The organism is Actinacidiphila guanduensis (genome assembly GCF_900103985.1).
GTDB lineage: Bacteria > Actinomycetota > Actinomycetes > Streptomycetales > Streptomycetaceae > Actinacidiphila > Actinacidiphila guanduensis.
Window position 1 is genome coordinate 196,916 of record NZ_FNIE01000013.1, and the last position, 12,530, is coordinate 209,445.

Annotated in this window: 12 protein-coding genes; 8 read left to right on the top strand and 4 right to left on the bottom strand. The window is 75.3% G+C overall.

What is annotated here, in order from left to right; genetic code table 11:
• Positions 1–53: 53 nt before the first annotated feature.
• Complete coding sequence (locus BLR33_RS26565) at positions 54–515, top strand: DUF4442 domain-containing protein (RefSeq protein WP_093787137.1); 462 nt, start codon at positions 54–56, stop codon at positions 513–515.
• Between the two features lie 182 nt (positions 516–697).
• Complete coding sequence (locus BLR33_RS26570; RefSeq protein WP_093787138.1) at positions 698–1,357, top strand: DedA family protein; 660 nt, start codon at positions 698–700, stop codon at positions 1,355–1,357.
• Positions 1,358–1,438: 81 nt separating this feature from the next.
• On the opposite strand, the gene BLR33_RS26575 is transcribed toward BLR33_RS26570, so the two are convergent.
• Entirely contained in the window at positions 1,439–2,020 is a 582-nt protein-coding gene (locus BLR33_RS26575) for a gamma carbonic anhydrase family protein (RefSeq protein ID WP_245771688.1), read from the bottom strand.
• Between the two features lie 213 nt (positions 2,021–2,233).
• Here BLR33_RS26575 and BLR33_RS26580 point away from each other — a divergent pair, with 213 nt between their 5' ends.
• Both BLR33_RS26580 and BLR33_RS26585 read left to right on the top strand, forming a co-directional pair.
• The gene (locus BLR33_RS26580; protein ID WP_407639727.1) at positions 2,234–3,025 is read left to right on the top strand and encodes an acyltransferase; all 792 of its coding nucleotides are present in this window, start codon (positions 2,234–2,236) and stop codon (positions 3,023–3,025) included.
• Positions 3,026–3,161: 136 nt separating this feature from the next.
• Positions 3,162–3,701 (top strand): YbaK/EbsC family protein, encoded by a 540-nt coding sequence (locus tag BLR33_RS26585; RefSeq protein WP_093787140.1) that lies wholly within the window; start codon positions 3,162–3,164, stop codon positions 3,699–3,701.
• A gap of 147 nt (positions 3,702–3,848) precedes the next feature.
• Here the strand turns inward: BLR33_RS26585 and BLR33_RS26590 are convergent, their stop codons facing one another.
• Positions 3,849–4,253 (bottom strand): CoA-binding protein, encoded by a 405-nt coding sequence (locus tag BLR33_RS26590; RefSeq protein ID WP_093787141.1) that lies wholly within the window; start codon positions 4,251–4,253, stop codon positions 3,849–3,851.
• Between the two features lie 116 nt (positions 4,254–4,369).
• Between BLR33_RS26590 and BLR33_RS26595 the strand changes: the two genes are divergently transcribed.
• The gene (locus BLR33_RS26595) at positions 4,370–5,002 is read left to right on the top strand and encodes a YigZ family protein (protein ID WP_093787142.1); all 633 of its coding nucleotides are present in this window, start codon (positions 4,370–4,372) and stop codon (positions 5,000–5,002) included.
• Between the two features lie 214 nt (positions 5,003–5,216).
• Here the strand turns inward: BLR33_RS26595 and BLR33_RS26600 are convergent, their stop codons facing one another.
• Positions 5,217–5,780 (bottom strand): CGNR zinc finger domain-containing protein, encoded by a 564-nt coding sequence (locus tag BLR33_RS26600; protein WP_093787143.1) that lies wholly within the window; start codon positions 5,778–5,780, stop codon positions 5,217–5,219.
• Between the two features lie 238 nt (positions 5,781–6,018).
• Here BLR33_RS26600 and BLR33_RS26605 point away from each other — a divergent pair, with 238 nt between their 5' ends.
• The 3 genes from BLR33_RS26605 (at position 6,019) to BLR33_RS26615 (ending at position 12,009) form a co-directional block, all read left to right on the top strand.
• On the top strand, positions 6,019–6,510 hold the full coding sequence (locus BLR33_RS26605) for an inorganic diphosphatase (protein ID WP_093787144.1): 492 nt from the start codon (positions 6,019–6,021) through the stop codon (positions 6,508–6,510).
• A gap of 784 nt (positions 6,511–7,294) precedes the next feature.
• Positions 7,295–8,455: an exonuclease SbcCD subunit D gene (locus tag BLR33_RS26610; RefSeq protein ID WP_093787145.1), complete on the top strand. Its 1,161-nt coding sequence runs from the start codon at positions 7,295–7,297 to the stop codon at positions 8,453–8,455.
• Positions 8,455–12,009 carry an AAA family ATPase gene (locus BLR33_RS26615; RefSeq protein WP_093787146.1) on the top strand — a complete coding sequence of 1,185 codons (3,555 nt, stop codon included), beginning with the start codon at positions 8,455–8,457 and terminating at the stop codon, positions 12,007–12,009. Before BLR33_RS26610 ends, BLR33_RS26615 begins: the two co-directional genes overlap by 1 nt.
• A gap of 36 nt (positions 12,010–12,045) precedes the next feature.
• Here the strand turns inward: BLR33_RS26615 and BLR33_RS26620 are convergent, their stop codons facing one another.
• Positions 12,046–12,492 carry an Lrp/AsnC family transcriptional regulator gene (locus tag BLR33_RS26620; protein ID WP_093787147.1) on the bottom strand — a complete coding sequence of 149 codons (447 nt, stop codon included), beginning with the start codon at positions 12,490–12,492 and terminating at the stop codon, positions 12,046–12,048.
• Positions 12,493–12,530: the final 38 nt, after the last annotated feature.

The following is a 12,530-nucleotide window of genomic DNA, read 5'->3' on the forward strand; positions in this document are numbered from 1 at the left end:
GCGGCCCGGGCGGTTCCACGCCGGATCGGGCTACTGGCTGGTAACCTCTGGCCATGTCCGACACCCAGGCTGCCACCGCGTCCATCGCCGAACTCCTGCGCTCCACCGTGCCGATGGTCCGCACGCTCAACCTCTCCTACCTCGAGGTCGGCCCCGAGCGGGCGGTCCTCTCGCTGCCCGACCAGCCGGAGTACCGCAACCACGTCGGCGGGCCGCACGCCGGCGCCATCTTCACCCTCGCCGAGTCCGCCTCCGGCGCGGTCGTCCTGGCCGCCTTCGGCGACCAGATGGAGCGCGCGGTGCCGCTGCCGGTGCGGGCCGAGGTGACCTTCGCCAAGATCGCCCGCGGCGACCTGGTCTCCACTGCGACGCTCGGCCGCCCGATCGCCGACGTCCTCGCCGAACTCGACGCGGGGCAGCGGCCGGAGTTCCCCGTCGAGGTCAGCACGGTGCGGGCGGACGGCGCCGAGACCGGGCGGATGACGGTGATCTGGACCCTGCGTCCCAACCGGTGACCGGGCTTCGCGGCGATTCGCCCGATATGCACCTCTTGTAGTGAAGTGATGGGAATGGGTGAGGTGTTGGCCCGCGCCTGTCCCGGTTCTCGGGCGCGCGGGTTTCCCGTCGCTGTCGGTTAGGCTTCCCATAGTGCGCTGTCGGGCGCACGTTCGTTCGTCCTCACGGGGAGGGGCCGGCAGTGCACGTGCAGGACTGGCTCGACGGCATCCCACCGGTCGCGGTCTACCTGATGGTGGGTCTGGTGGTCGGCGTGGAGAGCCTGGGCATTCCGCTGCCCGGCGAGATCGTCCTGATGACCGCGGCGCTGCTCTCCTCCCAGGGGCACGTCAACCCGTGGCTGGTCGGCGCCAGCGCGGTGGTGGGCGCCGTCGCCGGCGACTCGATCGGCTACGCCATCGGGCACAAGGGCGGCAGACCCCTGCTCGACTGGCTCGGCCGGCGCTTCCCGAGCCACTTCTCACCCGGCCACATCGCCACCGCCGAACGCTCCTTCGACCGCTGGGGCATGTGGGCGGTCTTCTTCGGCCGCTTCGTCGCCCTGCTGCGGATCTTCGCCGGCCCGCTGGCCGGTGTGCTGAAGATGCCCTACCCGCGCTTCCTGATCGCCAACGCGCTCGGCGGCCTGGTCTGGGCCGGCGGCATCACCGCGATCATCTACTACGTGGGTGTCGTCGCCGAGCCCTGGCTCAAGCGGTTCGGCTACATCGGCCTCGCCATCGCGGTCCTCGTCGGCCTGGGCTCCTTCCTCTACGTACGGCGCCGCGCCGCCAAGGTGCAGGCCCAACTCGCCGCCGAGGAGGCGGACCGCGAGGTCGCGACCGCCCCCGCCGGGGAGTAGCACGCACGCCCGGCGGGACCGGGCGCGCCCCACCCGCCGCCGCTCCCACGGGTCCCACGGGCCTGCGGTCTTTCCGGTGCCCTACCGCCCCCGCGCTCCCGGCGCACCCATAGCGCCCTCCGCGCTCTCACCGCCTTGCGCGGCCTCACGCCCGGGCAGCACCTCGCGGTGCACGTCGATCAATGTCACGTAGTGCTCGGCGTTGCGCCTGATCCCCGCGCGCTCCTCCTCCGTCAACTCCCGGCGCACCTTGGCCGGCACCCCCGCCACCAGCGAGTGCGGCGGCACCACCATCCCTTGCGGGACGAGCGACGCGGCCGCCACCAGCGAACCGGTCCCGATCCGCGCCCCGTTGAGCACCGTGGCGCCCATGCCCACCAGCACGTCGTCCTCGATCACGCAGCCGTGCAGCACCGCGTTGTGCCCCACGGTGACGTTCGCCCCGACCCGCACCGGGAACCCCAGGTCCGCGTGCACGCTGCAGTTGTCCTGCACATTGGAGCCCTCGCCGATGCTGATCGACTCGCAGTCCCCGCGCAGCACCGCGTGGTACCACAGGCTCGACCGCGGCCCCATCACCACGTCCCCCAGCACCACCGAGGTGGGCGCGGTGTAAGCAGAGTCCGTAACCCGCGGCTGCCGCCCTCCGACGCCCGCGATCAGCGCTCGGGCTGCGCCCGGGCCCGTACCGGCGGCCGATCCGGGTACGACGCCAGGCTCCGTACCGATGGCCGGCCCGGATGGGGGACTCGGGTCCGTGGGCGGTTCCGCGCCCTGTCCCGTGCCCGGCCGGTCCTGGTTCCCGGTCATGCCCGCCACCCTTCGCCGCCTTGCGCCGGTACACCGCTGCCGCACCGCACCGTATACCGTGGCTTCGTGGCCAGAAACGAGAACGTGTTCTCCTCCGCGATGCGCGAAGCCGCGGCCTGGCGCCGGCGCGCAACCACCCGCGCCGTCCAGGCCGGCTGGCGGCGGGTGCAGCGGGCGGGCGCGGTCAGCGCCGAGCGTCCGGGCCGGCTGCGGTTCGGCCGGATCGGCGAGGGCACCCGGCTCGCCTTCCCGCAGGGCACCGTCTTCGGCGAGCACTGGATCCACCTCGGCGCCTGCTGCATCATCGGCGAGCAGGTCACCCTGACGGTCGGCCTCGCCCCCTGCGACCTCGACTACGGCCCCGACCCGGTGATCCGCATCGGCGACGGCGTCGTCCTCGGCCGGGACAGCCATGTCGTCGCCCTCGCCCCGATCACCATCGAGGACAAGGTCTACTGCGCCCCCAACGTCTACATCACCAGCACCAACCACTCCTACCACGACACCGGCCGCGCCATCGGCGAGCAGTGGCCCAACTCCGCGCCGGTGCACATCGGCACCGGCAGCTGGCTCGGTGTGAACAGCGTGGTGCTGCCCGGCGCCCGCCTCGGTCGCAACGTCGTCGTGGCCGCCGGCGCCGTCGTCCGCGGCACCATCCCCGACCACGCCGTCGTCGCCGGAGCCCCCGCCCGGATCGTACGGCGCTGGTCGCCCGAGACCGGCTGGCAGCCACCCCTGCGCACCTCCGGCCCCGCCGCACCGCCCGAACAGGTGCCGCCCGAGCAACTGCTGGACCTCGCCGTCCTCACCCAGGACCACCCCCACGACGACGGCATCGGCGAACCCGCCGGCACCTGAGCACGCGAGTGCCCGAGCCTGGACAACTGACCGCGGGGCACCCGCAGCGCGAGTCCTGACCCCACCCAACCCCCCGCTCCCGGCCGCACTTCGGACGCTGCCGAACCCTTCCCGCGCGGTTTGGTAGTTTGCGGCCATGCGCGCACCCATTGGTACCTTCGAGGACGCCCAGCCCGCCACCGAACGGCTCGGCCTGCTGCCCGCGCCGGTCGCCGCCGCGGTCACCGCGGAGATGATCCACGTGGACACCGACCCGGCCAAGGCCGACACCGCGGACTTCGTGGCCACCTACGGAGAGGACCTGAAGGACGCCTCGGCGAACTGCGTCGTGGTCGCGGGCAAGCGCGGCTCCGACGTCACCCTGGCCGCCTGCCTGGTGCTGGCCACCACCCGGCTCGACGTCAACGGGACCGTGCGGCGCCACCTCGGCGTGCGCAAGGCGTCCTTCGCCCCCATGGAGACGGCGGTGAGCGAGACCGGCATGGAGTACGGCGGCATCACCCCCGTCGGTCTGCCCGCGGGCTGGCCGCTGCTGGTCGACTCCGCCGTCGCCGAAGCGCCCTACCTCGTGGTCGGCAGCGGAGCCCGCCGCGGCAAGCTCATCGTGCCCGGCAAGGTGCTGGCCGCCCTGCCCGGCGCCGTCGTCCTGGAGGGCCTGGCCACTCCGGTCGCGTAGGGCGGACGCGCGGGCGCACGCCCGGCTCCGGCGCCCCGCGTCCTGGAGCGACTGGTGACCCTTGCCCAGCCCCCGTCACCTACGGCAACACGCAACCGCACAGCCGAACCATGCGCCCCCGAGACGGCCCGGCCCGCAGCGTGCCGCTTACAGCTGGGGTATCTCGATCGCGGGGCAGCGGTCCATCACCATGTCCAGACCCGCCGCGCGGGTACGCGCGTACGCCTCCTCGTCGATGACGCCGAGCTGGAACCACACCGCCTTCGCGCCGACCGCCACCGCCTCGTCCGCCACGTCGCCCGCCAGAGCGGAGTTGACGAAGACGTCCACCACGTCGACCGGGAAGGGTATGTCGGCCAGGGAGGCGTACCCCTGCTCGCCGTGCACCGTCTCGGCCTTCGGGTGCACCGGCACCACGCGCTTGCCGAACCGCTGCAGCACCGCCGCCACCCCGTATGCCGCCCGCGAGGTGTTGTTCGACAACCCGACCACCGCCCAGGTGTCACCCGTGCCGGTCAGGATCTTCCGTACCGTCTCCGCGTCCCCGTACACCACTGCCTCCAACCCATCCGCCCCGCGGGCCGCCCTCCGCGGCGCCTTCCGCTCAGGTCCTCTCCTCACAACGCGTGACCGCCCCTCACGATTCCCGCAGCTACTAGGCTGAACGGGTGGAAGATCGGTATCGGACGGTGGCGCGGGGCGGGGTGTACGAGAGCGAGGTCAAGCGCTCGCGTTTCCTGTGCACGCTCGCGCCCGCGGACAGCGAGGAGGCCGCGCAGGAGGTCGTGCGGGCCGTGCGCAAGGAGCACGCTGCCGCCACGCACAACTGCTTCGCCTACGTGATCGGGCCCCAGGGCCGCCTGCACCGGGCGAGCGACGACGGCGAGCCCGGCGGCACCGCGGGAACCCCCATGCTCCAGGTGCTGCTCGGCCGGGAGGTCCGCGACACCGTCGCGGTCGTCACCCGCTACTACGGCGGCGTCCAGCTCGGCGCCGGCGGCCTCGCCCGGGCCTACGGCGGCGCAGTCTCGGCCGCGCTCGACGCGATCGGCACCGTGGAGCGCCGTCGCCTCGCGCTGCTCACCGTGACCGCCGACCACCAGCGGGCGGGCCGGCTGGAGAACGAGATCCGCGCCGCCGGGCACGCCGTCCGCGAGGTCTCCTACGGCGCCGACGTCACCTTCCACCTCGGCGTCCCCGAGCCCGAGGTGGCCGCCTTCCGCGGCTGGCTCGCCGACATCACGGCGGGTGGCGCGGCCTGCGCGGTGGAGGGCACCGCGTACGTCACGCTGGCACCCTGACCGGGCCGCCCCTGCGCCCGCGCTCCGAGTCCGGCCGCCACACGCCTTCCCGGCGAACGCCGAACGGCGTTGCCCGGCCGTTCAACGCCCCACGCCCGCCCGGGACTTCGCCCGAGTCGCCCCCCGGTCCACGGACCTTTCGGGACCGGGCCACGTACCTCCGTGGGCCCCTGCCCGGCGGCCGGCCGCCGGCGACCAGGTACGCGCCGCCCCCTCAGCCCGCCGCAGGCGCCTGCGCGCTCCGCCGGCGCGCCCGGTACGCGGCCGCCTTGATGCGGTTGCCGCACGACTCCATGCCGCACCACTGCCGCCGCATGCCGTGTGAGCGGTCGACGTAGACGCGGGTGCACTCCGGGTTGCCGCACTCCTTGAGCAGCGGAACATCGGGGCCGGCCAGCAGTTCGACGGCCGCGCGCGCCACCGAGGACAGCGCCTCGGCCTGCGTCGCCCGCGTCCAGCGGCCCGATGCCGTGAGCTGGGGCGCCGCCGCGGGCCTGCGGGCAGCCGCGTTGACGGTGGCCAGGGCCACCTCCTCGTAGGGCTCGCCCTTGCGCCGGGCGGTGACCAGTCCGTACACCGCCTCGCGCACCTCCTTGGCCTGCTCGACGTCGGCCGCCGTCGCGAGAGCGACCTCGTCGGCGACGCCGGCCTCGCGGTACCAGGCGTCGAGCCGGTCCGGCGCGGTGAGCGTCTCGAAGGCCGACGTGCGCCGGGCCCGCAGCGTGGCGCAGAAGTCGAGCGCGGGGCTGCCGCAGACGAAGACGTGGTCGGAGGTCACGTCACCATCCTGACAGGTGATGCGGGCGGCGCGCCAGGGCGTGTCATACGACGCCGGACGCGGATCCGGCGGCACACTGGGGCCGTGCGCGTGCCCTCGCGCGCGGCGGACCCCGGGTGGGAGGAACCGTTTCCGCGGACCGTCCGACGCCCCCGAGCACCGCCCCGCCCGTGCCCCGCCGGCCGGCGCCCGTACCGCTTCCGCCACCGCGCGGGCCCGGCACCAGAGGAGAGCAGCCATGGCGTTCGACGTGACCGTGGTGATCCCGCGGGGCTCGCGGAACAAGTACGCGATGGACCACCGGCGGCACCGCATCCGGCTGGACCGCACGCTGTTCACCGCCACCCGCTACCCCGCCGACCACGGCTACGTCGAGGGCACCCGCGGCCGCGGCGGCGAGCCACTGGGCGCGCTGGTGGTCCTGCGCGACCCGACGTTCCCCGGCTGCGTGGTCGAGTGCCGCGCGATCGGGCTGTACGTGCTGCGCGACGAGAAGGGCACCGAGGAGCAGGTGCTGTGCGTGCCCGCCCGAGACCCGCGGTACGCCGCGCTCCAGGACATCGGCGACGTACCGGAGTTCCAACGGCGGGAGATCGCCCACTTCTTCGAGGTCTACAAGGAGCTCGAACCCGGCGGTTCGGTGGAGGGCTCCCACTGGGCGGACCGCGCGGCCGCCTCCGCCGAGATCGAGGCGTCGCGGCAGCGCGCGGCCCGCGCCGAAGGGCCTTGACCGCGTGCGGGCCTGGCCGGTGAGGCGCACCGGCCAGGCGGGCAAGCGGCGATGTCGCGCCTGCTGCCGCAGTCGGTGGCAACGGCGTACGCGGGGACGACCGTCCGGGTGCCCACAGGGCGCGTTGGCCGAGCCGAACGGACGAGCGCGGCATCCAGCCGGCCGCCGCCGCGAGCCCGCGTGTGCCGGTTGTACGCCGTCACGCGATGAACACCTCTCCGTCCGCTCGAACGCGGCCCCGGGCATACGGGCGGGCTGGCGCAGCGGCCATCGTCGGCTTCGTACGCGTGCACGCCCGTGTGCCGGAGCTGCCCGCCGGGCGTGTGGCGGTCGCGGGTCCGCCGCCCGAAAGCGGCCTCGGGAGTACGCGTGGGCGAGCGTTGGCTTCGTACGCGTGAGGCCGGCATACGTGCAACTGCCCGCCGGGCCCGTTGCGGTCGCGGGCCCTCCTCCCGAACGCGGCCCCGGGCGTACGCGCGGGTCGGCGCGGCGGCACGCGGCCGGCTCCTTGCACGTGCAGGCCCGCACGCGTGCGGCTGTCCGCGCGGCCCGTGGCGGTCGCGGACCCGGCGCCCGGGCCGTTGGCGGACCTGCGCCGGTACGGGCCGGGACGCGCCCGGGCACGTCCCGCTCCCGAGCCTCGATCACGCGCCCTCTAGAATCCTCAGCGCCGCACACGGCCGCCACGGGGGCGGCGGGCGGCGGGGTTGGGACCGGTCCCGGCGGACCGGAGACGCGGACGGGCCGCGTCGAAGGGACGCGCGCCGCGGGCGGGAGTGATCGGGTGAGGTTTCTGCACACGTCGGACTGGCACCTGGGCCGGTCCTTCCACCGGGTGAGCATGCTGGACGCCCAACGGGCGTTCGTGGACCACCTCGTGCAGACCGTGCGGGACCGCGACGTGGACGCCGTCCTCGTCGCCGGGGACGTTTACGACCGGGCCGTGCCACCGCTGACCGCCGTGGAGGTCTTCGACGACGCGCTGCACCGCCTCGCCGACCTCGGCGTGCCCGCCGTGATGATCTCCGGCAACCACGACTCGGCCCGGCGACTGGGCGTGGGCGCCCGGCTGATGGGCCGCGCGGGCATCCACCTGCGTACCGACCCCGCCCGCTGCGACCGGCCCGTGCTGCTCGCCGACGAGTACGGCGACATCGCCGTCTACGGCCTGCCCTACCTCGAACCCGCCCTGGTCCGCGAGGAGTTCGCCGCCCCGCGGGCCGACCACACCGCCGTGCTCGGCGCTGCCATGCAGCGCGTGCGGGCCGACCTCGCCACACGTCCCGCGGGGACCCGGGCGGTCGTCCTCGCGCACGCCTTCGTCACCGGCGCCGCCGCGTGCGACAGCGAGCGCGACATCACCGCGGGCGGGGTGGAGGCCGTGCCGGCCGAGATCTTCGACGGCGTGGACTACGCGGCCCTCGGCCACCTGCACGGCTGCCAGACGATCAGCGAGCGGGTCCGCTACTCCGGCTCGCCGCTGGCCTACTCCTTCTCCGAGGAGCACCACCGCAAGAGCATGTGGCTGGTCGACCTCCGCGACGGCGGGGAGGTGGCCGCCGAACGCGTCGACACGCCGGTGCCGCGCCGACTCGCCCGGCTGCGCGGCCACTTGGCCGACCTGCTGGCCGACCCCGCGCTGGAGCGGCACACCGACGCCTGGATCGAGGCGACGCTGACCGACGCGGTGCGCCCGCACGAGCCGATGGCCGCGCTCGTCAAGCGCTTCCCGCACGTCCTCGCTCTGGCCTTCGTCCCCGAGCGCGGTGGCGAGGAGCAGCACGCCTCCTACGCCGAGCGGTTGCGCGGGCGCAGCGACCTGCAGATCGCCGAGGACTTCGTCGCCCACGTGCGCGGCAGCGCCCCGGACCCCGCCGAACGCGAGGTCCTGCGGGAGGCGTTCGACGCCGTACGGGCCGACGCCGCCGGGACGGAACGCGACTGATGCGCCTGCACCGCCTCGATATCACTGCCTTCGGCCCTTTCGCCGGCACCCAGCGCGTCGACTTCGACGAGCTCTCGGCGGCAGGACTGTTTCTGCTGCACGGCCCCACCGGCGCCGGCAAGACCTCCGTCCTGGACGCGGTCTGCTACGCCCTGTACGGCCAGGTGCCCGGCGCCCGGCCCGCCACCCGGCTGCGCAGCGACCACGCCGCCTCCGGCACGCCCACCGAGGTCGTCCTCGAACTCACCGTGGGCGGGCGGCGATTGGAGATCACCCGGCGTCCCGAGCAGCTGCGGGCAAAGAGGCGCGGCACCGGCACGACGACCGACAAGGCGGTCACGCTGCTGCGCGAGCACACCGGCGGCCGCTGGCAGGGGCTGTCGAAGTCGCACCAGGAGATCGGCGAGGAGATCCGGCAGCTGCTCGGGATGAGCTGCGAGCAGTTCTGCCAGGTGGTGCTGCTGCCGCAGGGCGAGTTCGCGACCTTCCTGCGGGCGAGCGCGGTGGAGCGGGCCGCGCTGCTGGGGCGGTTGTTCGACACCCGGCGCTTCCGGGCCGTCGAGCATTGGCTGCGCGATCGCCGGCAGGAGGCGCAGCGCGCGCTCGACGCCGGGGACGAGGAGCTGCGCCAACTGGCCGCCCGCATGCGGCAGGCAGCGGGCGAGACGGGGGACGCTTCAGGCCGGACAGGGGCCGGCGGGGCCGAAGACGACCTCGCCGAGGCCCTGTTGACGGAGGCGGCACTGCTGCGGGTGGACGCCCGCGAGCGCGACACCATCGCCCGGGCCGCCCTCGCCGCCGCCGAGAAGGACCACCGCGCCGCGAGCCGCGCCGCCGAGGCCGCCCGCGACCTGGACGCGCTGCAAAGGCGCCACCGCGAGGCCGAACGCCGCGCAGCCGCCCTGGCTCTCGAAGAGCCCGCGCGCACCGCCGCCCGGGCCCGCCTCGACAGCGCCCACCGCGCCCTGACCGTGGAGCCCGCCCTCAGCCTGCGCGACAAGGCGGCAGCCCAGCACGCGGACTCCCTGGCGGCGCGGTCCGCCGCGACCCGCGCACTGGACTCCGCGGGCGAACTCCCGCCACCCGCCGCGACGGTGCCGCAGGCCCGAGCGGAAACGCAGCAACCCGCAGCGATGGACGCCGGCGGCCCGCAGGTGCCGCTCCAGGCCGCCGAACGGGCGGCGAAGGAGCGGGCGTCGACCGCGCGGGCGGGCATCTCCGCGCAGGACGCCGACGGATGGGGCCCAGCGACCGAACGCCCCTCGCGGGCAGGCACGTTGGGGGACCGGGCCGCGGAAGCCCCTGCCGGGGATACGGGCGAGGGCGCCGACGAACCGGACCATGTCGCCGGACGTCCCACGGACGCGGGGACGTTGCCCGATCAGCCCAGGAGTTTCGCTGCGGGGGATACGGGCGAGGGTGTCGATGCCCGCGGTGAGGACGCGGGCCAGGCCAGCGAGGGGTCGGCCGACTGGACGGGTCGGACCCCGCGGTCGGTCGAGGACGCCGATGCGTCGGGTGGTGCTGCGGCAGCGGACGCACAGGCGGCGGCCGACCGGCCGGGAAGCGGCAGCGGCAGCACCGGCGTGTCCGGTTCCTCGTCCGACGCGTCCGCCACCGACGAAGCCTCCGCCCTGGCCGGCCGTCTCGCGCGGCGGGTGGCCGAGGTGCGGGAGGAGCTGGGCGGGCTCGCCGCCGCGGAGGAGGCCGAGGCGCGGCTGGCCGAGGTGGGCCGCCGGCGGCGCGAAGTGGAGCGGGACGCGCACGACGACGAGGGCGCCGTACGCGAGGCACAGGCGTGGCTGGAGCGCTGGCCGCGGGAACGGGCCCGGCTCCAGGAGCGGCTGGACGCCGGTGCGGAGGCCGCCGCCCGGGCCGCCGCACTCGGTGCCGAGGCCGAGGTCGCGCGTGCCCGCAGCGTCGCGGCGGCCGAACGGGACGACCTGGCCGAGCGGTTGGCGCGGGCCGAGGAGGCCGCGCGCGCGGCGAAGGACCGGGCCCAGGACGCCCGCCAGGCATGGCTCGACGCCAGGGAGGCCCGGATCTCGGGCATCGCCGCCGAGTTGGCCGCCGAACTCGTCGACGGCTCGCCGTGCCGGGTCTGCGGCGCCGAGGAGCACCCGGCGCCCGCCCATCCCGCGGGACAGCACGTGACGCGTGCGGACGAGGAGATGGCCCTGGCCGTCTACCAGCGGGCGCAGGCGGTCCATGACGAGGCCTGCGAGGAGGCGTCCCGCCTCGCCGCGGCCCACGAGGGCGCTCTCGCCCGCGCGGGCGAGGCCCCCCGGCGCGAACTGGCCGAAGCTGCCCGGGAGTCCGCCGCCCGGCACGCCGAGGCCGAGCGCGCCGCCGCGGACGTGCCAGAGGCCCGCCGGGCGCTGGCCCGGGCGGAGGAGGAGCGCGACCGCCGCAGCGCGCAGCGCGAGCAGGCGCGCAGCCGCGCCGCTGCCCGTACCTCGCGGCGGGAGGAACTGGACTCCCAGTACGCGCAGTTGACCGAAGAAGTGGCCAGGGCCCGGGCCGGGCACCCGAGCGCGCAGGCCCGCCGCGGCCGGCTCGCCGCGCGGATCGCCCTGCTGGAGCGGGCCGTCGAGGCGGTCCGCGAGCAGGCCGACAACGCGGTGCGGCTCGCCGAGGCCGAGGCGGCGCTGAGCGCGGCCGCGGCATCCGCCGGGTTCGCCGGGCCAGAGGAGGCAGAGGCCGCGCTGCTGCCCTCGGGCGAACTGCGCGGGCTGGAGCAGCAGGTGGCCGCCTGGGCGAAGGAGGAGGTCGCGGTGGCGGCCGAACTCGGCGCCGAGGAGCCCGCGGCGGCGGCCGCCCTGCCGCCGGCCGACCTCGCGGCGGCGCAACAGGCGCAGACCGCGACCGAACGGCGGCTGCGCGACGCCTCGGCCGCCGCTTCCGCGGCCGCCGCCCGCTGCCGCGAGTTGGACCGCCTGGGCGCCAAGGCGACCGCGCGGGTACGCCGACTCGCCCCCGCCCGGGACGAGCTGCGGCGCCTCAAGCGCCTGTCGGACCTCGCCTCGGGGACCTCGGCGGAGAACGCGTACCGCATGGAGCTGGAGACCTACGTCCTGGCCGCGCGGCTGGAGCAGGTCGCCGCCGCGGCGGCCGTACGGCTGGAGCGGATGTCCGCCGGGCGCTACACACTGGTGCACACCGACGCCCGCACCGGCGGGCGCGGCAAGTCCGGCCTCGGCCTGATGGTCGTGGACGCCTGGACCGGCACCGAGCGGGACACCGCGACACTGTCGGGCGGCGAGACCTTCTTCGCCTCCCTCGCCCTCGCGCTGGGCCTGGCCGACGTGGTCACCGACGAGGCCGGCGGCACCCGCCTGGACACCCTCTTCGTCGACGAGGGCTTCGGCAGCCTGGACGAGCAGACCCTGGACGAGGTGCTCGACGTCCTCGACGGGCTGCGCGAGCGGGACCGGGCGGTCGGCATCGTCAGCCATGTGGCCGACCTGCGACACCGCATCCCCGCCCAACTGCGCCTGGTCAAGGGCCGCGACGGCTCCACCGTGCGGATGCGCGGGACCGCCGGGACCAGTTGAGCCGCGGCCGCCCCGGCGCCTGTTGCCCGGCCACCGTCACAGCACCAGTGGCCTGCGCTCCAGCGGCGAGGAGTACACCACGCTCGTGGTGACCGGGCCCAGGCCCGAGATGCGGCCGGTCACCTCCTCCAGGTGGCGCATCGAGCGCGCGGCCACCTTCAGCACGAAGCAGTCGTCGCCGGTGACGTGGTGGGCCTCCAGCACCTCGGGGGTGGTGGCGAGCAGCTCGTGGAAGGGCCGGTAGTTGCCGGTCGGGTAGCGCAGCCGTACCAGCGCGAGCACCGGGAGCCCGATCCGCTCGTGGTCGATCACGGCCGCGTACCCCGTGATCACCCCGGCCTCCTCCAGACGGCGCACCCGCTCGGTCACCGCGCTCGGCGACATGGAGACGGTCCGGGCCAACTCGGCATAGCTGGCCCGCCCGTTGCGCTGCAGGGCCTCCAGCAGCCGCCAGTCGACGGGGTCCAGGGATATCGCGGTCATGCCCCACTGTATTCCGGGGAATGCCCTGCCGCAGCCCT